Raw genomic sequence first — 22,001 nt, forward strand, 5'->3', positions numbered from 1 at the left:
TTGAAAAATGTTGACAAACTATTAGCTGGTTTAGCTTAATAAAGGATTTAGTTATATGATTTGTTTTTCCTGTTCTTTTTCCCAAGAGAAAACGCAGCAGCGAAAAGAAATATCATTGCTAACCCAACCCCAATAATCATTGAATAGTCGAAAAAATTTTTAAGTGCCATACCACCCGAAATAGATGAAACAAACAAAAGTAAAAAGAAAACCGTATAATTCTTTTTCATAATTTTTCACCATCCCTCAGATATTTTACCATAAAAATCCATTTTATTCTTCAACTAACCTGCTTCGTTTGTTTAATATCCATAAAATTATGCTCCTGCCCATTACCGATAAGTTTTTAAGTCGAATAAAGCGTTATTTTCTAATATACAAATTTATATATTGTAATTAGTCTGGTATTGAGGTGATAATTTTGAACAACAAAACATTTCAGTTTGTGGAATAATCTTTTACCTATAAACTTACTCTTACATTGATTCGATTATGGTATAAATTAAATTTCCTGTTTTCATTTATCATTCGTAAATGGTCACAATTACTCCATCCATATTGTCACCTGAAATCTCATATTCGTGATTTTTCGGCAGATTAATGGTCATGTTTTCAGAAAAAGGGTAATAAGAAACAGTATATTTTTTACCTTCGATCTTAACCGAAACCTTCTTTTTCTCCTTTAGGTAATCTAAATATTCTTCTAAAACAAAACCCTTTTCCTTCATAATCGCACTATGCGGCAAACCAACATAGCGAATATGCCAAGGTTCATATTGGATGCCTGTAATATCAGTTTTATCCTCTGGATAGCGTAAAATAAAGCCGTATTTCCATGCATTTTTTTCTATCCATTTTCCTTCTGGTGCATCTTCCATTTTCATCTGTGTAGACCCTACATCAAGCGATAAACCCAAATTGTGTTCACTATAACCCGGAGGTAGGGCCCGGTTAGATCCCATTTGTTCATATAGTATATTTTGTTCCTCAAAACTGCGAAATCCACTTGTGATGGCGAAATTATGGAGTCCATCTTTTCCAGCATCAGCAACCATCTCTGAGAATGTATGTGCAATATCCTTTGACATATAATCTTCACTACCTAATAACACGTATCCCTGTGTCAATTCATTGTACATGGATAAATTGACCACGTCTGATTTAATACTCTCTTGGTGAGCTGGGTGTTCATTGTTGACCAATAGCAGATTTCCTTGATAAATTTGTTCTTCTGTAATATCTGTTTGTTGGCTATTTTCGGAAGCCCTTCTATCCTCTGCTTTATCATTTTCATGTTGATCATATTTCTGCACTTCTACATTTGGTATATCTGCTTTTGATTCAAAAAACGATTCCTTATATATGAAGGTTAAAAACAAGCACAAAAGTAATAATAGTAAAAATCCCCACTTCTTCATTTTTCAGTTTCCTCCTTATTCTTCTTTATTTAAAATAATAGGTAAAACTATTTAAAAAAAGAGTGGGGTAAATCTTAAATTTTTCTTAAATCATGTATTTGAAATCAATCTATCTTAATTATTTTGTTCACTTTCCTTTGGTAATCGGACTTCAAAAGTTGTCTGTACGACGCTGCTTTCAGCAGTAATTGATCCATTATGCTGCTCTGCAATATTCTTCGCAATGAACAGGCCCAATCCTGTGCTATCTTCTCTATGGGTTCGTGCTTTGTCTCCGGTATAGAACATATCAAAAAGATGCGGGAGTTCATCTGGAGGAATGCTATCTCCATAATTCACAACTTGTACTACCACTTCATTTGCTTCAATGGATCCATTAATATCTACATACTGACCGTCATATCCATAACGAATTGCATTGGTGATAAGATTTTCAAACAGTCGTGCTAGCAAATCTCCATCACCCAAAATGGGTAAATGGATCGGACTATTCATCCGGGCAATCAAATGATTTTTTTCGAATACAGGATACAATTCTTCATTTAATTGGTTTAGCAGGTCAGTTAAATTAAATCTTTTTTTATCTACTGGCAGCATTCCATAATTCATTTTAGTTATCTCGAATAATTCATCAATTAGCCTTTCTAAACGTTGGGATTTAGTAAAAGCAATCGTTAAAAAATGCCTGACTTGTTCTTTCGTCAAGCTTTCATCTTTAAGGATTAAATCCAAGTAACCCAAAACAGAAGTCAGTGGTGTACGCAGATCATGTGCCAAGTTTACGACTAGCTGATCCTTACTGCTTTCCGAAAAGTCACCTCTTACTATTGCTTCTTTTAATTTTTTACTTGCGAGATTGATGTCTTTCGCAATATCATTGAATTCATCATTTGATTGGATTTCAACTTGATGTTGAAAGTCGCCACGAGCAAGGTAGTGAATTCCGCTTGAAATCTCGTTGAAATAGGTAGAATAGCGTTTCGTAAGGAGAAAGAAAAACAATATCGAAAGTGGAATAAAGAAAAGTAAAAAGAAATTAATGTCTCCAATTTTGTTCATAAATAATCGAAAATGGGTTAATAAATCGCCGTAATCAACCCAAGTATGATAATAATATTGAAGTATTTTAAAGATTATATAAGTTATGGTACCAGACAGAATCATACTCAATCCAAATAACACAATCATTTTTGAGCGAAAACTTCGTACGATTTTAACCATTGAATGTATACCCAACTCCCCACACAGTTTTAATTAATTTGTTTTTCTGTTTATCTTCTTTAAGTTTTTTTCGTAACGTACGAATATGAACCATAACGGTATTCCCACTTTCAAAATATGCTTCGCCCCACACCTGCTGAAAAATGTTTTCCACACTATAAACTTTCTTTGGATGACTGGCTAGTAAATACAAAATATCAAACTCTTTAGGAGTTAGCTCAATATATTCACCGTAAAGAGTAACCGCATGTTGATCAGGAGAAATAACTAGTCCACCAAACTCTAGATTTGATTTATTTTCGGTCTTAGCTTGATTCAATGTAGTAAATCGCCGTAACTGGGCATTTACTCGAGCTACCAATTCAATGGGAGTGAATGGTTTAGTCATATAATCATCTGCTCCAATTACGAGTCCCTGTACTTTGTCGAAATCAGATGTTTTAGCACTCAAAAATATGATAGGCATATTATGCTGTTCACGAATGCGGTGGGTTACTTCATATCCATCCATTTTCGGCATCATAATATCCAAAATCAGCAAATCAAAGACCTGATTCTCGACAACACGAACAGCCTCTTGACCATTCGATACTTTCATGATACGGTACCCTTCTTTTTCTAAATGAAAGGCAATTAGATCAGCAATTTCCTCCTCATCATCAGCAATTAGTATCGAAATATCTTTCATATTTGCACCCCTAAATAAAGTTTACATATAGGTCCTATTCATTTTCTATTATGTCTTTTCTTTTTCAAAAAAAATGGTCTTATTGTTGGACTAAAAATAAACACAGCTCTTCAACTAAACTTCCTATTATCTTAATTACAATCCTTAACAATATCATTGAAAAATACCTTATTTTCCTTTAGAGTGCTACTCCACAATCTGGCTCGATTGTTGAAAAAAAGCTAATGACGATTGTTCAACTAAACTGCTTACGTTAGTACAAGAAGAAAAGCTGCCTTGTAACAGCTCAGATCTTTAACTCAAGCACCCAGTTTGTTTAAGCGAAAAGGTTCACATTACTAATTACTAAAGAATTTTTCCTCAAAAAGGAACTATCGAGAAATGTTTAATACCTAAATCTAAAATAACGCTATCCATCCCTAAGTAAAAACTTCTCGAATCCGTCTTGGAATCAATAAATTTAACATTAACGAAATAACATTTTTATCACAGAACCTCCTATGAGTCCTAATCCTGCTCCAATACTTATTGTAAATGCAATATTTAAATTAAATATTGATCCAATGATAATTCCAACACCTGCACCAATAGCCACTCCAATACCTACTGATAGTTGAAACATATTGCTCTTTTCCCCTTCAAATTTATAAATTAACAATCTCAACATTATTTAAGTTTTACTTTTCTTTAACCTCCCCAATAGATGAAGTTTCAAATTGAAGTAAACTGCCCTGTTTAAGTGAAAAATTTCACAATCTTTATATTTATTTTAATATATAACCTTCTCAGATAACACCAATATATTGAATTTCACACTTGAATTCACACCATAATTCACACTCACTCCAATAATTATTTCCACCCTTGAGAATACCCTTGTGAATTCATATGTGAAAAAATGGAGAAAACACGAATAATCCTTTAAATTGCAATAAAAAAACACACTGCGAAATCATATGTGAAATCGAGTGTGTTTCCCTTTGTGATTTAACTATTTGCACCCCTGAAGTGAACCTGTTACTAAAAGGCCTGAGGTTTTTTTTTATTGTCTGCAAAAAAAGATATGTAAATACACAATGATGTTGACAATCCTATTAATCTTTTATAAAATACTGAATAATTTTGCAAAATTATATATTTGATTCGCGTTTTGGCGAATCAAGAAGGATGATCGTTTTGAATGATTTAAATCATTGGTTAGCTACGCATGTACGAATTATTTATTCACCCTTTCGCGAAATGATTACAAGTCTGCATGTTTTGTATAATCCTGCCCACCACCTGACGAGGCTGCAATGGGCAGAGGAGATTAGAAAGAGCATGAAGCCTTCTTTGTGGAATTCCTTTTGTCATTACAGTGAAATCAGCAATGAATGGCTCAATTTTTTTGATGTATACGATGGATTGCATTTTGAAGAAAAGCACCCTGAAGAAGCCATTGAAAGGTTATGGCAATTAAAACCGGAAGCAATCATTGAACCTATCCTAGGAAAGAGAGCCAATCTCCCGGAAGACGAATTAACCTTGATGGAAAAAGAAATGATTTCTAAACCAAAATTTTTCCTTGATGGTCTATGTGAATTCCTTTATGTCTACCAACAGAAATTTTTTGCGCGAGAGCTTTTCAGGGTTGAACCCTGGCTGATTAAATCAGTTCACGAACTCTCACAAAAAACGCTACAGGACCCAGTCGCGGCAATAGGTTCTGTTCATCCCCGTTTCAAGGTAGAGAGAAAATCATTAAAATTCATAAAAGCTCAAACGTGGATACTTGACTATGAAGAAGTTGATTCCTTAACCATTTACCCATCGTCTTTCATTGCCCCTCACCTGCTTGTGGGAATTGAAACGTCTGAAATCATTGTCTATCTTCAGGTATCTCTGCCTGATGAAACAGCACCACAAGGGGTTCCGGGAGATTTGTTGGATGTACTGCAATCTTTGGGAGACAAAACAAGAATGAATCTTCTTAGAACCCTTCTTTATCACCCATACTGTACACAGCAGTTGGCTGATAAGACTGGACTCGCAAAATCTACAGTTTCCAAGCATCTTAAAATGCTTGAGCATGCTGGCCTGCTCAAGAGCGAACGGCATGGGAATTTTGTCTTTTATAAAACCAATAAAGAAAAATTAGATCAATTAATAGTCGATTTAAATCAATTTTTCGACCAGCCTTTGATCGAGAAAAAGGAGGAATCTTAATGTGGCTTCCCTTTTCCGCAACTTTTGAGCGGAACTATTTGGTCATGAGAAGAGCATTTCCATGGTCATTTTTTCTGGGCCATATATTAAGCGGTGTTTATATCATTGTGTTTGCCTATTTGTCCTATTTCTATGTGTTCCGTGGAGAACTCAATAATCGTTTCATCTCATCGGCAGGTACAGGAGATTATCTTTCCTATGTTATCCTTGGCGGGCTTCTATATTCTTTTTCAGTTTCATTACTGATGATTGTTAGCCGCGCCATCATTACCGAACTTAGAGAGGGAACACTAGAGGCACTGCTCCTCTCTCCTTCTTCAAGAAAGGGATACTATTTAGGCTACATGGCCCAAGGCTTCATGAGGGTTGGACTGGAGTTTTTTGCAATAACCTCCGCAGGCTACTTTTTCGGTTTGCACCTGAAAAATATCAATTGGATCAATATAATTGTGGTCCTTATTGTTTTAATTCTTGCTACATTTACCCAGGCGCTCATACTTGGGACATTCATGCTGTATTTCAGGGACACATACATAACCCAAAATACTTTATTTGTACTAATGAGCCTTGTTTGCGGCATAACGTTTCCGCCCGCATTCCTGCCTGAATCAGTCGCTTTAATCGGTGAAATCATGCCATTAACACACGGACTGGATGCATTAAGGATGGTTTGGATAGAGGGAAAGCCTTTATCCGAAGTATTTCCTCTCCTGTTAAAAATACTCGTGCTGGGGATTGTTTATTTTCCTATTGGAGCGGTATGCATCAAGAAGATGGAAAAAATCGTTTTGGAAAAGCATTTCGGATAAGGGGGGAATAGATGTGATAGAAGCTAAAGGATTGAAGAAGACTTATACGATATCAAAGAAGGCCGGCTTTCTTCGAAAAGAAAAACAGAAAGTAAAGGCTGTAGATGGAATTGATTTAACAATCAGTGAAGGGGAAATTGTTGGTTTACTTGGATTGAATGGTGCTGGCAAGACAACCACTATTAAAATGCTATGCACCCTATTAAATCCTACAGCAGGGACTATTTCAGTCGATGGGTTAGACGCAGTTTGTGATGCCATGGCAGTAAAAGGTCTTGTGAACATGATTGCCGGAGGTGAGCGGATGCTCTACTGGCGGTTAACTGGGGCTGAAAACCTTCGTTATTTCGGTAAGCTGTATGGTCTTCATGGTCTTGAACTTGAAGAAAAAATTAGTAGCTTGTTGAGTCAGGTTGGTTTATCTGAAGTGAGCGATACACCAGTCGAGCTTTATTCAAAAGGAATGAAGCAGCGGCTTCAAATTGCCCGTGGCCTGATAAATGATCCCAGGTATTTATTTTTGGATGAACCCACCCTTGGACTTGATGTCCCGGTAGCAAAACAATTGAGGGAGACAGTAAAGAACCTGGCAAAGGAGCAGCAAAAAGGAATTCTTTTAACAAGCCACTACCTTGAAGAAGTGGAGGAGCTTTGTGACCGAGTCTATATTATAGAAAAGGGAAAAATAGTCCTTCATGACACACCACAAAAAATTACGGAAACCGTCGTAAATGAATTTCATGTTTCTGTTGAAACTAGAACTCTGTCAGCACTGGAACAGAGTAAACTTGCAAAGGGCCTTCCAAGCTGCAAGATTCAGTTTCTCCCATCTTCAGATGGCACAATATTGGAGATAAAAGCACCGTTCGATCCGACTTCAATCATTATTGCGATCTGTGTGGAACAGAAGATTTCCATCCAGAAGCTTGAATTGAAGCGGCCTCGGCTGGAGGATGCAATTCTTGCTCTTGCAAAGGAGAAATCAGCATGAGGTGTATGTCCATTTTATGGGCTGAAGCAGTTAAAAGCCATCAGCATAACTTCCATAATAAGCTCGTCTATTTTTCGCTGCTTATCTGGCCTGCCCTTTTATTCGTGACTTCGTATTATTCGTTCAAGCCATTTAATCTTTCCGCTACTGGCCCTTTGTCTGCATACATAGAGACAGACCAAATCATTTTATTTTTATTAACTGGATACCTTGCTTACATCTTTTTTTGGAGCCTCGTTCAATCTGCCTGGAATATGTCTTATGAACGTCAGGCTGGAACATTGGAGTTAATCTTTTTAACTCCGGTTTCCCGTATTACTGTCATGTACGCGCGAGCTGCTGGGAATCTCTTTGAAGCCGTTTGGCTATTTACCCTTTTTACATTGCTTGTGCTTCTGACTACCGGCCAAGCAGACCACATTCACTGGGCCAATGTCCCAATTGCTTTATTGTTTTTAAGTATTTCCGCTATCGTTTGGGGAGGTTTTTTAAACATTGTGTTTCTATTCTCCAGAGATGCAGGCATTCTTTTTACGATTTTCGAAGAACCTATGCAGTTTTTCTCGGGGGTCCGCATTCCAGTACTTGCCTTTCCTGTATGGGGAAAAGTGATTGCCTTTTTCTTCCCGTTAACGTATGTACTGGATATATTCCGGAAACTTATTTTGGATGGAGCTGGGTTGTTACAGCTGATAGATCAATTCCTAATGTTGGCGGGAGTTTTGGCCATTTTATTTACAGTCTCGGTTCTCCTTTTAAAGAAAGCAGAACACCATGCCAAGGAAACCGGAAATATGGTTCTTTTTTAAATGTTGTTGAATTTACAGGGCACAAAATATGTTGTTATCTAATCATGTGGAGCCGGCCGAGCCTTTATAGAGCTTACCGGTTCCTTTTTTATTAAGCTCCAGTGCTGCCCTGGCCGCTTACTTCACCAATCCGTGCTTGAAGGCGTAGATGACGGCCTGGGTCCGGTCCTGGACCTCTAGCTTGCTCAGGATATTGCTGACATGCGTCTTTACAGTTTTTAATGCAATGAAGAGTTCATCGGCAATTTCCTGATTCGTTTTGCCTTGCGCTATTAAGAGCAGTACTTCCATTTCTCGCCCTGTCAGCTCTGCGTGCGGAAGGATGACTGGCTTTTGACGCATCTTCGCCATCATCTTTCCTGTCACTTCAGGCTCAAGCACCGGCTGTCCATGGTAAGTCGTCCGGATAGCATTGGCAATTTCACTCGCCTTTGATGTTTTTAGCATATAGCTTGTGGCGCCAGCTTCCAGTGCCGGATAAACCTTCTCATCGTCGAGAAAGCTTGTTACAATGATGATTTTTGCTTCAGGCCATTTTTCGATGATTTGCCTCGTCGACTCAATTCCGTCCATTTCCTTCATGACCAGGTCCATTAAAATAATATCAGGCTTTAGTTCGAGGGCCATTTCGGCGCCAGTCCTGCCGTTGTCAGCCTCCCCGATCACCTCGATGTCCGGCTGGGCGGACAAATAGGATGAGACTCCAATCCTCACCATTTCATGATCATCGATAAATACCACTTTAATCATTTTCATCACCCGCTGTATGCAAAATTGGCACTTTGACTTCAAGCTTTGTCCCTTTGTTTTTGACGCTGACAATTTTCAGTGTACTGCCTATCTCCCCGGCGCGCTCATGCATATTCTGGAGGCCATATGAACCTGCTTTAGGCTCATCTGCTTCGAAGCCCACGCCATCATCGGAAATGCGAAGAATCACCATATCATCCCTCGTCACCAATAAAACTCCCAATTCAGTTGCTTTTGAGTGCCTCAGTGTATTTGATACACCTTCCTGGAGGATTCTGAACAGATGGTCTTCCACCCCTTTATCAAGCAGAAAAGGCTCTATTTTCCAGCTGATCTTCATCGAAACTTTTTGCTGAAGTTCGACCATAAGCTCTTCTATGCCTTCCTGGAGGCTTTTCCCTTTCAACGCAGCAGGGCGGAGATGCAGCAGCAATGCACGCATTTCCAGCTGGGACTGGTGGATCATTTCTTCGACCATCTTGAGCTGTTTTGCTTCATGGTCACTCACTGGACTTTCAGCATTCTGCTCGTTGATGGCAGACATCATCATGGAAGCAGCAAATAGCTGCTGGCTGACAGAATCGTGAAGTTCGCGTGCAAGCCTGTTTCTTTCCTGTGAAACGATTTTCTGGATCCTTACTTCCTGCTCTTCTGCTTTTTCTGTTGCAAGGCGTTGCGAAAGCTTAGCCTTTTCCGTAATTTGCTTTTGAAGCCTGTCAATCCTGGATGAAATATCTGTGACCTCTTGAAGTACAGCCCCCTGCCCGGTTTCGGCATGCCTGCCTTCTTCCATCTTGAACAGCCATTGGTCGATTCTTTGGAACTGGCGGTGCAGAAAAAACCCTGAAAACACACCATACAGAATACCAATCGTTATGCTGACAGAGGCCGTGAACAGAATAAACGGGATATCAAACAGCTCTTGTTCCCAAAGGTCAATCCACTCTTTAAACGGAAATTCCCAAAAGTATGCTGCTGTCAAAAAAACAAATAACAGGACACTGAGAAGGATCCCTCCTAGAATCTGCCGCTGGATGGTATTCATATTCTTTTCACCTCAAGATCTCCGACAAGCATCGAGGTGATAATCTTGACTCGCTGTTCTGCTCCGTCATAGCCGGGAGTCTTTAGAAGTAGTGTCTGATTGAATACTTTCGATTCATGGTGCTCCAGTGCATCGACTGAGCCTGCCACCGCAGCATGGCGGATATTTACCTCCACATCATAAGGAATGAAAATTTTGATGCTTCCCACTATGTTTCGGATAAAGACGATGGTTTCCCCTTTTGGAAGGACTGTGTAGCTTAAGTCAATTATGCTGTCGCCAATCCCTGTGAAAATATTGATGTCGTTCCATTCGTATACGTGGCTGGGGGTTTGCTGCTGCCCGAATAGCTGATTTTTAAACAGCGGATGCTGCTCCACAATGACGGTGTCCTGCGGTTCGCCGGCAGGTTCAGTCAGAACCGGATGGATGGTTTGCGGACTTTTCTTTGATTGTGCAAATTGAAGGATCATATATAGGAAAATGGCAAGCAGGAAGAACCTGAATGTCATCATGCCGAGCACACTGCTCGCTAAAAAGAGCAAGCCTCCCCAAAACAGAAATTTCCCGAATTTGCGGGGCATCTTTTTCCAGCCAAAGTAAATCATTGCAGCAGAAGCTGGCAGCGAGAAGATCAGGCCTTTGTTAAAGAAAGAGATTTCAAGTAAAAGGAGGACAGCGCTAATTATTACAATCCAGCTGATATAGTCTTTTTTCATCTGCCGCAGCATGTCCACCCCTCCTTCTCATTTCGTATCTTATTACTACCTATTTTTTAGAACACACTTTTAAGTTCCCGGATCCTTCGCGGATCCCGGAAAAAAGTGCCCAAGAGGCGCAAACATTTGTCCTGCGCCTCTTTTAGAATACCACGTTATCTTTATGAAAGAGTATGTGTTTCTTGTTTTTTTCGTTCTTTTTCCAGTTGATCGATCCGGCTGTCAATTGTAGACCGCAAATATGATTGATCAGCCTCCTGCTCAAGGCGTTCAAGATAAGTCTCAATATCAGAAAAGCGTGAGCCTGGTTTATCTGCATACCTCTCGGAATCGATTACTAAGTCCATCCTGCGGCGGGCGCGGGTTGCATTTTCCTTCCCCATAAGCTCCAGCCTTCTGATATGCATGTCTTTCAGTTTATGCTGCATCTCTTCGTATTTTTGTTCAAGTTCTGACAGCTGCGCACTCACCTCTGACATGGATGCTTTTAGACGGGCTGCCCTCTCTTCGTATTGAGATTGTTCAAGGACGGCGAAGGAAAACAGCTGATCTTCCCCTGCTTGTTTTGCAATTTCCGCTTGGCGTTTGCGCTTTTCTGTCATTTCAGCTGCCAAGTGATACTCTTTACCGAATTGGTCTTGAAGCTGGCGCTGGCGTTCCAGCAGCTTGCGCACCTTATCCGTTTCGCGTTCACAGTCGCGGAGGTATTGGTTCAGAAGGCCGATAGGATTTTGCTTTTCTTTCTTTTCCAAGGCTTCATGCAAATCAGTCATCACGATATTTTTTATGCGGTTAATCAAGTTACTCATATTCAATCTCTCCTCAGCATTAGTATTTTTTTAGTTCTGCCCATTGCTTTTCAAAGCTGTCAAAGGGGTCATTGTCTTCTTTGATGTTAAAGGATCTTGTTTCGTTCCATTTTTTATATACAAGGTAAAGCACAGCCGCTCCCACTAGGCCAACCAGGGCAGGAATGTTTCCTGCGGCTGACAGGAGGATGATAAAGCCTAAAACTCCCCAAGCAATCTTTTTGAAAGTGGAATCCGCTTTTAGGAACTGCTTCAGCACAAGGTACAGCAGGATCAGGCTGATAGCCAGCCCGATAAGTGAGCCGAGGTTTGAAATAAGCACGATAGCCGCAATCCCTCCGGCTGCCAGCAAACCAATTTTTTTCATATTTGCTCCCTCCTTTCTTGATTCCATCATAACCCTGCGTTAAAAAAACCATAACGAACCCTAGCTTGATTTTCCTCTAGGACCACCGACCGATACCGTGTAGGACCAGGTGGTGTGGTAAAGCGGCAAGAGACTGTAGCGTGCTTTTGCATGGTGCCGGCGGGTGATGTGGTAAAGCGGCAAACTCCCGCAGCGTGCCTGACCCCCGGTGCGGTGGTGCGGTATAACAGCGAACCCACACTGCGTGCCTGACCCCCGGGGTGCGGTGGTGCGGTATAACAGCGAACCCACACTGCGTGCCTGACCCCCGGCGCGGTGGTGTGGTATAACAGCAAACCCACACAGCGTGCCTGACCCCCGGTGCGGTGGTGCGGTATAACAGCAAACCCACACAGCGTGCCTGACCCCCGGCGCGGTGGTGCGGTATAGCAGCAAACCTACGCAGCGTGCCTGACCCCCGGCGCGGTGGTGCGGTATAACAGCAAACCCACACAGCATGCCTGACCCCCGGTGCGGTGGTGCGGTAAAGATCGCCCCCAACAAAAAAAGATCGTCTTTACTGCGCTAGGACTAGCTCAGTAAAGACGATCTTTCATACATACTTTCAGATTGTCTACTTGGCGATAAACATTTGCGTCCAGTAGTGCCCGTATGAACCTCCTGAAGCATATCCAACACCGATATGTGTATAGTTGGCATTGAGGATGTTGGCACGGTGGCCTGGGCTGTTCATCCATGCTTTTACGACTTCTTCTGGTGTACGCTGCCCAGCGGCAATGTTTTCCCCTGCACTTCTATAGGAAATCCCAAAGTTTTTCATCATGTTAAACGGGCTTCCGTATGTCGGACTTGTATGGGAAAAATAGTTTTTATCCCTCATATCAGCAGACTTATACCTTGCTACCCTTGACAACTGCCAGTCAGAAGCAAGCGGCTTAAGGCCGTTTTTGGAACGCTCTTGATTTGTCAGCTGAATCACTCGATATTCAACGTTTTTGGAAGCACTAATATCAGGGATCGTGATTTTCTGACCCGGATAAATCATTGCAGGGTTGCTGATCTGCCTGTTGGCACTAATAATTTCGGAAAGGCCCACTTGATATCTCACAGATATTTTCCACATGGAATCTCCCGGCTGTACTGTGTACACCTGCTGTGCAAACGAAATGGTCGGAATCAGCAGCATAATTGCAAGAGTAAATAACATTTTCTTCAACATTTTTCTCAATCCTCCTCCCAAGTTAGGATGAGAAAAATGGTCGAATTTATTCAAGAACCAAAAATATTTATTCTATCTTTTCATTAGTTTTGATTATAAGGTTATAGAAAGAACATCCTTTTTCGCAGCTACAACCCCATCAGTATCTGCATAAACGTAATCTCCCGGACTTAAGGTTAAACCGCCAAAAGTAAGAGCGACACCTTGTTCGCCCTTACCTTCCTTATTGCTTTTTAATGGATTGCTTCCAAGCGCTAGTATGCCTATATCAAGCTTTACAAGATCTTCGGTATCCCGTACACAACCGTTAATAATAATACCGGCAAGGCCTCGATTTTGGGCTATTTCTCCAAGTCTGTCCCCTAAAAGGGCACAACGGCGTGAGCCTCCGCCATCTACAACAAGCAAGGTTCCTGGCGGCACTGTTTCAAGCGCTTTTCTGACAAGTACATTGTCTTCAAATACTTTAAGCGTCTCAATGGGTCCATAAAATTTCTGCTTTTTTCCGTAGGATTTGAACTCATAAGAACTAACCTCAAGCTCCCCTCCAAACTCATCGCAAAGATCCGCAGTTTTAAAATCCATAAAAAACATCCTCCTTTTCCCTTTCCCTAGCTATTTCTGTGAACCCTCACACGATTCCTGCCTTAATTTTTGGAAAAAACGCCTGCCTTCCTGCATATAACCTACAAAGGAGGGATTGAAATGGCTTATTGGTGGGTCGTAACGATTGGCATGCTCCTTTGTCTGGGACTATCTGGCGGGGTCCTCTTTTACTTTATCTCCTCAGGCCTTGATTCAAATGATTCAACAAGGGTTGACACCTTTAATCAGGAAAAATAGAAAGCTGCGGAGATATCCCGCAGCTTTTTGTTTAACAAATACATTGCTTATATTTCTTAATAAATAGACCGTGTGGTTCAGTCCTTTCAGCATAATAAACTTCTTTGATATCATCGACTCCTTCTTTTCGAAGAATGGAATAAAGCCAATTTTCATCGTTACCCAGTTCTTTCAGGCTTTCTTCATGTATTTTACCCTCATCAATCAATAGAACCGACACATGCTCATTTTGGGCTTCCCTATTTAATCCTTCATAAGTTACAGGGTTAAAACGATTGTATTTCATGACACTGATTTCCCCGCTAGTTTCTTGAATGACGTACTTCACTTCCCTTAATGCAAAAATACCTTTTTGGCGGAGCATTCCCCTAAGCTGCTCCAACTCCAGGTTAGCTCTTTCAAGTGCTTTGATACTTACCTTCCCATCCTTAATCAGCACCTGGCTTTTCCCTTTTAAAGGGCCGCGGAGCCAATCGTATTTCTAAGTCAGTTTTTCTACGCTATAAATTAATAATGCCCAAACACCAATTAACCCGAGCATTTGCGGGATTGTATGGTCAAGATGAAAAATCGTTTCCTCTACTGTGCCTCCAAGTATCAAAGCATAAACGAAATCAAATGGTGTTACCTGTGACATATGCTTTTTTCCAAGAAGACACGTGTGACAAGGACAAGGGATGCCAAACCGACCACAAGCTTTACAACAATCATTCCATATATCAAAGCAGAATCCTCTCCTATCAGCTATAAACCTCGTCTCATTTATTCCCCCTATTTTAGGAGAGTGAAACAGATAGGTTGATTTACCAAAAGGGATACACTTTAACACACCACCGCACCGGGGGTCAGGCACGCTTTAGGATATTAGTGCAACGCAAAGAGGCTTCCCGCCAGGAAGCCTCTTTGCGTTGCTGCACTATATATACTTGTTCAAGATTCAATACTGTTAGTTAAAAGTCTCTGCTGCCGCCTAAGCGGGTATTGGCCGGATTGTCTGAAGTAAGGGGTGCATTTGTTGGGTCATTTGATGTCATTGTACCGCCTGTTACATTTGCATTGGCTGAAGCATCAAAAGCTCCGCTGTTCACACGGTCATTGCGTCGTTCCACCACAACAAGAATCTTGCCTTCTTTTACATATCCTTCATAACGGTCGGCTTCTTCTTCAGGAATCCCCAGCCCAATCAGGGCTCCAGTAAGTCCACCCGCACCAGCACCCACTGCTGCGCCCGTCAGCGTTGCCGCAATAGGACCAGCCGCAACGATTGGCCCAATTCCAGGAATCGCAAGCGCGCCAATTCCCGCAAGCAGTCCAGCGATTCCGCCGAGCGCGCCGCCTGTTGCAGCCCCCGCTGCAAGTCCTGCTTCTGTCTTGGTGCCAGTGGCTTCATTAATATCATCCACTTCATCATTGTCGCGCCCAATAATAGAAATATCCTCAGTCGCATAGCCTTGTCTCTTCAAATCTTCTACTGCATCAATGGCTTCCCCTTCGTTATTGTAAACTCCTACAAGGTGCTTTTCATGTTCATTCATATGTGTATTCATCATTTATTCCTCCTTTGTACGAGTAGTACATTTATAAAACTACCCGTCCTTCAGAGACATAAACATAAAAAAAATCATATCAGAGCCATTTCAATCGCCTTATCAAACTGGCCAATGATATCCCCGCTGTTTTCAATTCCCACAGATATTCTCACGACTGACATAGTAATCCCCAGTTCCTCCTGCGCCTCTGGCGGCAGGGCACGGTGTGATGTTTTAAGGGGATGGGAGACAGAAGTCACCACACCCGCAAGCGTCGGCACGATCTTTACCCAGCCGAGCGATCTGAAAAAGCGATGGATATCCACTTCCTGGCCAAGCTCGACCGTAACAACGGCTCCATACCCTTTCTCTCCGCGCTCGAAAGGATAATACACTTTCCTCACATTCCGATTGTCCCTAAGCGACTCCGCTAACTCTTTAGCATTTTCCGACTGCGCCTTCATTCTGAGAGCCAGCGTCTTCAGCCCCCTGCATGTAAGCCATGCTTCAAAGGGGCTTAAATTTAAGCCCAAATTGACGATTCGCGCGCGTGCCTTATCAATAAGCTCCGCGCCTCCGACAATCACCCCTGCCGTCACATCGCTATGACCGCCAATATATTTCGTCGCGCTGTGGGCTACAAGATCGACGCCTTCCAAAAACAGCCTGCAATGGTACGGAGTTGCAAATGTATTATCGACGAGCGTGTATATACCATGCTTTTTAGCTATTTTGACGACTTCCTCTACATTTTCAACGCGGAGGAACGGATTCGTAATGGACTCCGTATACAAGAGCTTTGTTTTTTCAGTAATGGCCCCTTCAATGCTCTTCAAATCTTTAAAAGAAACAAAAGTCGTCTCAATCCCCAGTCCGCTGAGTTCCGCCTTCAGCATATGGTAGCTCCCGCCGTAAACATCTTCTGCCGCAACAATATGATCGCCGTTTTTCGCAACCGCAAGGATTCCCGCAAGAATAGCTGATAACCCCGATGAAGCTGCAACTCCCGCAGGAGCTCCCTCTAGAGCAGCAACGGCTGCTCCCAGTTCGTCCGTATTTGGGTTGCCTACCCGCGAGTACAGATAATTCCCTTCTCCATGATAAAAACCTTCAAGCTCATCAAGATCACCAAATGTAAATGCAGAAGTCTGGTAGATCGGCGCTGCTTTGCTTTTTATATTCCCTTTCACCTTGCATGTCCCGTGTAATACCAATGTTTCAAATCGCTCAGCCAACCCAGCCACCCGCTTTCTTTAATAAAAAAACTATTCCCAATACGCGAAGCAGTTTGATGCACCTATGTATCCGAAAATAACTGATAACCATGTTTTATGATTGATAGGAGTATACAATAATCAAAATAGTGCGTCAACGACTGTTGACCGTCCGACTCACCCTTACGAACATGCTGCAATTGGTTCCTCTTTAAATCTAAGAGATTTACAAGGCTGCTTTTTATATGTTAACCTTTTATAAAAAAAGGTTAACATATAGGAGGGAAGGTTGTGGCGCAGCATTTTTGGATAGCGGGAACAGATACTGATATCGGAAAAACGTTAGTAACTACATACTTCATGCGGCATTTTCAGACAAGAGGTGCATCTGTCCTGCCCTACAAGCCTGTTCAAACTGGAATCACGACTACAAATCCAAACAAGCTAAATGGGGACACGGAATTCTATCAGTCATTCAGCGAACAAATTTTGGTAGAAGAACATCTTAATAGTTACTCTTTTAAGGAGCCTGCTTCGCCCCACTATGCAGCTAAATTGGAAGGCACTGCGGTAAATGAAGAGATTATCCTGCAGCACATCGAACAAGTGAAGCTGATGTATGACCATGTTATTTGCGAAGGTGCAGGCGGATTATATGTGCCTTTAAATGAACAGCGGAACTATCACTTTATTCATCTGATAAAACAATCGCAGCTACCTGTCATATTGGTGGCCCGTACAAAATTAGGAACGATCAACCATACATTATTATCCCTTGAAGCGCTTAAAATGAGCGGTATCCCCATTATTGGCATTGTTTTTAATGCTTTCGAAGGTACTGATCTGGAGATTGACAATATAAGGACAATTCAGGAAATCACAGGCTTGCCCTCTCTTGTTTTACCAAGGTTAAAAGACTTATCAGAGTTAAAAAATCTCGACATTGCAAATACGGAATTTTACGAAAGGCTGGCAATGATATGATCCCTGAAGTTTCGAGCTTACAAAGAAGAGATTTAAACCATGTTTGGCACCCCTGTTCCCAGATGAAGGATTATGAAGACTTCCCTCCCATCGTGGTCAAAAACGGAAAAGGCATTTACCTGTATGATGAAAATGGAAAGCAGTATTTGGACGCTGTTTCATCCTGGTGGGTGAATTTATTCGGACATGCCAATGAGCGGATTAGCACTGCGTTAACAAATCAATCTTTCCTGTTAGAACATGTGATATTTGCCAACTTTACGCATGAACCAGCCATTTTACTGGCGGAAAAATTAGCAAATATCAGCCCGAAAGGTTTATCGAAAGTATTCTTTGCAGATAACGGATCATCAGCAATAGAAATCGCTTTGAAAATGAGCTTTCAATATCACATGCAAAAGAATAAGCCTGACAAAAAACGTTTTCTGGCATTAACAGATGCCTATCATGGTGAAACTCTCGGCGCCCTGTCTGTTGGGGGAGTTTCTCTTTATAACGAAGTCTTTCAGCCTCTATTGCTGGACACTGTAAGGGCAGTTGGGCCCGATTGCTTTAGATGCCCATTTAACGAGATGCCCGAAAGCTGCAGCACACCATGTATATCCTATGTAGAGGAAAAATTAAAACTGCATCACGAAGAGTTAAGTGCAATCATTATTGAACCTTTAATTCAAGCCGCAGCAGGTATGAAAATGTATCCTCTCTCTTATTTAAAAAAACTGAAGGAGCTTTGTCTGCAGTATGATGTCCATCTTATTGCGGATGAAATTGCAGTAGGGTTTGGACGGACGGGGACAATGTTTGCATGCGAACAGGCAGGCATTACACCTGATTTTATGTGCTTATCAAAAGGATTGACGGGCGGCTATTTGCCGTTGTCCGCTGTCTTGACCACAGAGGACGTTTACCAGGCCTTCTATGATGATTATGAAAGTATGAAAGCATTCCTGCATTCCCATAGTTACACAGGAAACCCTTTAGCTTGCAGAGTAGCTCTTGAGGTATTACAAATTTTCGAAGAAGAAAGTACCCTTGATGAAATTAAAGAGAAAAGTGCCTACATGAATGAACAGGCTTCCCATTTATTCAAAGATCAGCCATACATCGGCGAATACAGGCAAACCGGAATGGTTGGCGCTATTGAATTGGTAAGGAATAAAGCAACAAAAGAACCTTTCCCCGGTGAAGAGCGTATTGGATATAAAATTTACCGACTGGCTCTCGAGAAAGGCCTTCTCTTAAGACCTTTAGGAAGCATCCTGTATTTCATGCCGCCATATGTTATTACGAAAGCGGAAATAAAGGCGATGATTGATATAACGAATGAAGTTATTCAGGAGTATTTTGAAACAGTCCAGCTTAATCAGGAGGTTTTTGAGTATGAAAAATAGCTCAACTGTTTCATTGGCAGCAGTCGCTTTGTTTGCCGCATTAACAGCAGTTGGTGCATTTATTAAGATTCCGCTGCCATATGTTCCATTTACACTGCAGGTGTTGTTTGTCTTTTTAGCAGGAAGTCTGTTAGGAAGTAAAAGAGGTATGCAAAGTCAGCTTGTTTATGTAGGAATGGGCTTGGCCGGAGTTCCCGTCTTCACAAACGGAGCAGGTTTTGGCTATGTTATGCAGCCGACATTCGGCTATCTAATCGGCTTTATCGCTGGAGCATTTGTTGTAGGTTTTATAATTGAACGAATAGCAAATCCAAAGATCCACCATTTTATTATTGCCAATTTTGCCGGCTTACTAGTAGTCTACTTATTTGGCGTACCCTACCTATATATGGCGCTCAATACATGGATGGGCGTTCCAAGTAGCTGGACACATATTTTAATGATTGGTTTTGTATACAGCATTGCAGGCGATATCTTCATTTCACTTATCGCCGGAGTCTTAGCTAAAAGATTGTACAAAGAGTTCCATAAGAATCGGGCTAATAATAAAATCAGTCTGCAAAAAGATACCTCATGTAATTGATAAGTTAAAAGGCATAATCACCTCTTCTCATGGTGATTATGCCTTTTACAACTGCCACTAGCCCGATAACTATAATAGTGTCTTAAGAATCCTTCACGTTCCCATCACTTTCTATCAAATCCCACGGTGTCATGACGCCGATTGGTTTTTCATTCGTCTTTCCCGTTTTGGTAATAAAAACTGCCCGAAGCTTTCTATCCCGCGTATGCGATTCCTCGAATAATTCCTCGACCTCAAAAAGGGTTGCTGCCTCGGAGACGAAACGGACATAGTAGTGCTTTTTGCTTGCTAATAGTTCACTCACCTTCACATTTTCGATGGTGATGAATTTGCTCGATATATGCTTGGCCATCCACTGGATAATCTCAGTGGAGGTCAAAAGCGCCTTATACTCCCCATCTTTGTCGTAAATCGGAAACCTGGTAAAGTCAAATTTGTTGATGACCTTTAATAAATCTTTCAGCAAGGCGTCCTCATAATAATAAAAAACGGGCGTGGTTGCGATGGATACAGCCATCTGAGGCTGCTCAAAGTGGGAGGCGATTTTTTCAATCCTGTCGACAACTTCCTTATGAGGCTCAGCAATATAGTAATCAATATCAACCTTTTCATGGACAATCGCATTTCGGAGCTTCGCAAACTGATGAAGTTCCTTTTTATATTTCCTGATAAGTGAATGGCTCTTGAAACCGGAGTAGAGCAATTCAACAAACGCTTGGCTGTCAGGTTTTTTCACCATTTCCTTTAATGATTTATGGATGCGGTTAAAAGCCGCCTCAAACTGTCTGGACAAGTCCCGATGATTCTTTTTTTCCACTGCGCTTTCCTCCGTATCAGAAGTTTTAAGTCTATAGATCAACACTGTTATTGCATATCCTTTTTCCGTGAAAAAAAGCTTGGCTGGTTGCGCCATGCTTTGTCTATATTCATCATAACCGCGAACCGCAGCAGCTGTAAAAACCTTATGCCGGCAAAACAAAAATCCCCCAGGGTAAGGGGGATTTCGTTTAGTCTATAGGATTGTTCTGCTTTTTTTCTTTCTGTCCGGTTGTAAATTCGACGAGCTCTTCACTCGTGCCATTGCCTTTTTTCTTGTTATTGTTGCGCTGAGCATTGGCGTTGCCTCGTTTTGTCCTGCCCATCTGTTTCGACTCCTTTATTGAAGGTTCAAAAATAGTATGGGCATAGAACAAGAAAATATTCGGCTTCACTCCGCCTGAATCCTATCTCTCTTCAGCGTTAATGATGGACCCTTTGTAAAAGTCCTTCTCTTCCGGGACTTTGCCAATTTCTTTGCAGTACTTTTTAAGGTCGCGAAGCTCCCTCTCATTAACGATGGAAAGGACGGTTCCCTCTGCTCCAAAGCGTCCGGTACGGCCTGACCGGTGGATGTATTGCTCAAGGTTTCTAGGGAAGTCATAATGGACCACATGAGTAACCCCTTTAATATCCAGGCCGCGGGCGGCAATATCAGTGACGAGCAGCATTTCTGTACCGCCTTCCCTGAATTGCTTCAGGTTTGTCTGGCGCTGCTGTTTCGTCAGGTCGCTATGAAGGACCCTCACTGGGGTTCCATTATATTGAAGCTTTTCTGAAGCAACCTGCATGTTGCCGATATCTTTCATAAAAACAAGCACTTTCGCGGAATCAAGCCTGTACATCTTTTCCAGGACCTTGATTTTTTCGCGCGGATCCCTGAAAAAATAACCATGCTCAACATCTGCAGATTGGAACGTATCATCTTTCTTAATGCGGATGATTTCCGGCTCTTCCATTAGCTCTTTCGCAGCCTGTTCCGTATGGTTCGGAAGCGTTGCGGAGAATAGCATCGTCTGGCGGTGGCTGGCAAGTGTTGATTTAACAATGCTCTCCACAGTGCCACGGTGTTCAGCAACAAGCAGCTGATCTCCTTCATCAAGGACAACCATCCTGACTTCGTGCATTTTCAGTTTCTTTTGCTTGATCAGTTCGTATGTCCTGCCGGGCGTTCCGATAATCACTTGCGGGCTTTTCTTCAGCTTCTCGAGCTGGCGCTTCAAGTTTGCCCCGCCAATCAAAGAAGTGGATGTGATGCCGCTACCCTCCGACCATTTTTGAACCTCAGAAAGAATTTGCATAACGAGTTCTTGCGAAGACGCAAGAATGACAGCCTGAGAATTTCTTTTTGCGGTATCAATTTTTGCAAGCACAGGTAGCAAGTACGCCAAAGTCTTGCCAGTACCCGTTGGCGACTCGGCAATCACGTTCCGCCCCTCAAGGATTAAAGGCATTGCTTCAGCCTGGACAGATGTAGGAGCCGCAAAGCCAGCCTTGCTCCAAGCAGCGTGTATAAAAGGTTTCAAGTCATTTATCAACAATTGATTTTCAGTCATTATAGTCTCCTTCAAAATCCATCATTACTCTATTG

26 protein-coding genes and 2 pseudogenes are annotated in these 22,001 nt (G+C 41.8%); 9 read left to right on the forward strand and 19 right to left on the reverse strand.

All coding sequences use genetic code 11. From position 1 onward, the window contains the following. Nucleotides 1–47: 47 nt before the first annotated feature. The 5 genes from D1970_RS18680 to D1970_RS22505 all read right to left on the reverse strand — a co-directional run bounded on the left by D1970_RS18680 (nt 48) and on the right by D1970_RS22505 (nt 3,949). Nucleotides 48–230 carry a hypothetical protein gene (locus D1970_RS18680; protein WP_119114373.1) on the reverse strand — a complete coding sequence of 61 codons (183 nt, stop codon included), beginning with the start codon at nt 228–230 and terminating at the stop codon, nt 48–50. Between the two features lie 294 nt (nt 231–524). Next, a complete protein-coding gene (gene vanY, locus D1970_RS18685) occupies nt 525–1,418 on the reverse strand; it encodes a VanY-A/VanY-F/VanY-M family D-Ala-D-Ala carboxypeptidase (protein WP_119114374.1) in 894 nt (297 codons plus the stop codon). Between the two features lie 114 nt (nt 1,419–1,532). Continuing rightward, nucleotides 1,533–2,639: a sensor histidine kinase gene (locus D1970_RS18690; RefSeq protein WP_119114375.1), complete on the reverse strand. Its 1,107-nt coding sequence runs from the start codon at nt 2,637–2,639 to the stop codon at nt 1,533–1,535. Next, nucleotides 2,632–3,327 (reverse strand): vancomycin resistance response regulator transcription factor, VanR-F/VanR-M family, encoded by a 696-nt coding sequence (gene vanR / locus D1970_RS18695; RefSeq protein WP_119114376.1) that lies wholly within the window; start codon nt 3,325–3,327, stop codon nt 2,632–2,634. The genes D1970_RS18690 and vanR overlap by 8 nt, the downstream gene beginning before the upstream one ends. 466 nt (nt 3,328–3,793) lie before the next feature. Next, nucleotides 3,794–3,949: a hypothetical protein gene (locus tag D1970_RS22505; protein ID WP_181213441.1), complete on the reverse strand. Its 156-nt coding sequence runs from the start codon at nt 3,947–3,949 to the stop codon at nt 3,794–3,796. 545 nt (nt 3,950–4,494) lie between these two features. On the opposite strand from D1970_RS22505, the pseudogene D1970_RS23140 reads away from it, so the two are divergent. From D1970_RS23140 to D1970_RS18720, 5 genes and pseudogenes are all read left to right on the forward strand, one after another. Next, nucleotides 4,495–4,674: pseudogene (locus D1970_RS23140) on the forward strand (DUF5937 family protein); the annotation flags it as partial. Between the two features lie 57 nt (nt 4,675–4,731). Then, complete coding sequence (locus tag D1970_RS18705) at nt 4,732–5,532, forward strand: ArsR/SmtB family transcription factor (RefSeq protein ID WP_246370288.1); 801 nt, start codon at nt 4,732–4,734, stop codon at nt 5,530–5,532. After that, complete coding sequence (locus D1970_RS18710) at nt 5,532–6,341, forward strand: ABC transporter permease (protein WP_119114379.1); 810 nt, start codon at nt 5,532–5,534, stop codon at nt 6,339–6,341. Before D1970_RS18705 ends, D1970_RS18710 begins: the two co-directional genes overlap by 1 nt. 13 nt (nt 6,342–6,354) lie before the next feature. After that, a complete protein-coding gene (locus D1970_RS18715) occupies nt 6,355–7,332 on the forward strand; it encodes an ABC transporter ATP-binding protein (protein WP_119114380.1) in 978 nt (325 codons plus the stop codon). Between the two features lie 5 nt (nt 7,333–7,337). After that, nucleotides 7,338–8,141 carry an ABC transporter permease gene (locus tag D1970_RS18720; RefSeq protein WP_181213442.1) on the forward strand — a complete coding sequence of 268 codons (804 nt, stop codon included), beginning with the start codon at nt 7,338–7,340 and terminating at the stop codon, nt 8,139–8,141. A gap of 117 nt (nt 8,142–8,258) precedes the next feature. On the opposite strand, the gene D1970_RS18725 is transcribed toward D1970_RS18720, so the two are convergent. The 7 genes from D1970_RS18725 to rraA all read right to left on the reverse strand — a co-directional run bounded on the left by D1970_RS18725 (nt 8,259) and on the right by rraA (nt 13,635). Then, nucleotides 8,259–8,891 carry a response regulator gene (locus D1970_RS18725; protein WP_119114382.1) on the reverse strand — a complete coding sequence of 211 codons (633 nt, stop codon included), beginning with the start codon at nt 8,889–8,891 and terminating at the stop codon, nt 8,259–8,261. Then, nucleotides 8,884–9,936 carry a sensor histidine kinase gene (locus D1970_RS18730; RefSeq protein ID WP_119114383.1) on the reverse strand — a complete coding sequence of 351 codons (1,053 nt, stop codon included), beginning with the start codon at nt 9,934–9,936 and terminating at the stop codon, nt 8,884–8,886. The genes D1970_RS18725 and D1970_RS18730 overlap by 8 nt, the downstream gene beginning before the upstream one ends. Beyond that, a complete protein-coding gene (liaF, locus tag D1970_RS18735) occupies nt 9,933–10,667 on the reverse strand; it encodes a cell wall-active antibiotics response protein LiaF (RefSeq protein ID WP_119114384.1) in 735 nt (244 codons plus the stop codon). Before liaF ends, D1970_RS18730 begins: the two co-directional genes overlap by 4 nt. 149 nt (nt 10,668–10,816) lie before the next feature. Further along, nucleotides 10,817–11,464 (reverse strand): PspA/IM30 family protein, encoded by a 648-nt coding sequence (locus tag D1970_RS18740; RefSeq protein ID WP_119114385.1) that lies wholly within the window; start codon nt 11,462–11,464, stop codon nt 10,817–10,819. A 19-nt stretch (nt 11,465–11,483) separates the two neighbouring features. After that, a complete protein-coding gene (locus D1970_RS18745; protein ID WP_119114386.1) occupies nt 11,484–11,831 on the reverse strand; it encodes a lmo0954 family membrane protein in 348 nt (115 codons plus the stop codon). Between the two features lie 613 nt (nt 11,832–12,444). Continuing rightward, on the reverse strand, nt 12,445–13,050 hold the full coding sequence (safA, locus tag D1970_RS18750; protein WP_119114387.1) for a SafA/ExsA family spore coat assembly protein: 606 nt from the start codon (nt 13,048–13,050) through the stop codon (nt 12,445–12,447). A gap of 93 nt (nt 13,051–13,143) precedes the next feature. Beyond that, the gene (gene rraA, locus D1970_RS18755; protein WP_119114388.1) at nt 13,144–13,635 is read right to left on the reverse strand and encodes a ribonuclease E activity regulator RraA; all 492 of its coding nucleotides are present in this window, start codon (nt 13,633–13,635) and stop codon (nt 13,144–13,146) included. Between the two features lie 120 nt (nt 13,636–13,755). Here rraA and D1970_RS22510 point away from each other — a divergent pair, with 120 nt between their 5' ends. Continuing rightward, nucleotides 13,756–13,893, forward strand: a complete 138-nt coding sequence (locus D1970_RS22510; RefSeq protein WP_181213440.1) for a hypothetical protein — start codon at nt 13,756–13,758, stop codon at nt 13,891–13,893. Nucleotides 13,894–13,924: 31 nt separating this feature from the next. Here D1970_RS22510 and D1970_RS18760 read toward each other — a convergent pair. The 4 genes and pseudogenes from D1970_RS18760 to D1970_RS18770 form a co-directional block, all read right to left on the reverse strand. Next, nucleotides 13,925–14,362, reverse strand: a pseudogene (locus tag D1970_RS18760) (DUF421 domain-containing protein); the annotation flags it as partial. 12 nt (nt 14,363–14,374) lie between these two features. Continuing rightward, nucleotides 14,375–14,746 carry a DUF421 domain-containing protein gene (locus tag D1970_RS23475; protein ID WP_336105014.1) on the reverse strand — a complete coding sequence of 124 codons (372 nt, stop codon included), beginning with the start codon at nt 14,744–14,746 and terminating at the stop codon, nt 14,375–14,377. Nucleotides 14,747–14,843: 97 nt separating this feature from the next. Then, nucleotides 14,844–15,443 (reverse strand): general stress protein, encoded by a 600-nt coding sequence (locus tag D1970_RS18765; RefSeq protein ID WP_246370276.1) that lies wholly within the window; start codon nt 15,441–15,443, stop codon nt 14,844–14,846. A 71-nt stretch (nt 15,444–15,514) separates the two neighbouring features. Beyond that, nucleotides 15,515–16,657, reverse strand: coding sequence for a trans-sulfuration enzyme family protein (locus D1970_RS18770; protein WP_119114390.1), 1,143 nt, complete (start codon nt 16,655–16,657; stop codon nt 15,515–15,517). Nucleotides 16,658–16,927: 270 nt separating this feature from the next. Between D1970_RS18770 and bioD the strand changes: the two genes are divergently transcribed. Genes bioD through D1970_RS18785 form a run of 3 tightly spaced genes read left to right on the forward strand, consistent with a single transcriptional unit; the run spans nt 16,928 to nt 19,594 of the window. Continuing rightward, entirely contained in the window at nt 16,928–17,620 is a 693-nt protein-coding gene (gene bioD, locus D1970_RS18775; protein WP_119114391.1) for a dethiobiotin synthase, read from the forward strand. Next, the gene (gene bioA / locus D1970_RS18780; RefSeq protein WP_119114392.1) at nt 17,617–19,011 is read left to right on the forward strand and encodes an adenosylmethionine--8-amino-7-oxononanoate transaminase; all 1,395 of its coding nucleotides are present in this window, start codon (nt 17,617–17,619) and stop codon (nt 19,009–19,011) included. Before bioD ends, bioA begins: the two co-directional genes overlap by 4 nt. Beyond that, entirely contained in the window at nt 19,001–19,594 is a 594-nt protein-coding gene (locus D1970_RS18785; RefSeq protein WP_119114393.1) for a biotin transporter BioY, read from the forward strand. The genes bioA and D1970_RS18785 overlap by 11 nt, the downstream gene beginning before the upstream one ends. Before the next feature lie 82 nt (nt 19,595–19,676). On the opposite strand, the gene D1970_RS18790 is transcribed toward D1970_RS18785, so the two are convergent. The 3 genes from D1970_RS18790 to D1970_RS18795 form a co-directional block, all read right to left on the reverse strand. Further along, nucleotides 19,677–20,411, reverse strand: a complete 735-nt coding sequence (locus tag D1970_RS18790; protein ID WP_259339715.1) for a CBS domain-containing protein — start codon at nt 20,409–20,411, stop codon at nt 19,677–19,679. Between the two features lie 190 nt (nt 20,412–20,601). After that, a complete protein-coding gene (gene ypzF / locus D1970_RS22520) occupies nt 20,602–20,736 on the reverse strand; it encodes a protein YpzF (RefSeq protein ID WP_281373562.1) in 135 nt (44 codons plus the stop codon). A gap of 81 nt (nt 20,737–20,817) precedes the next feature. After that, complete coding sequence (locus tag D1970_RS18795) at nt 20,818–21,966, reverse strand: DEAD/DEAH box helicase (RefSeq protein WP_119114394.1); 1,149 nt, start codon at nt 21,964–21,966, stop codon at nt 20,818–20,820. Nucleotides 21,967–22,001 lie beyond the last annotated feature (35 nt).

Source organism: Mesobacillus zeae (assembly GCF_003570705.1).
GTDB classification, from domain to species: Bacteria; Bacillota; Bacilli; order Bacillales; family Cytobacillaceae; genus Mesobacillus_C; species Mesobacillus_C zeae.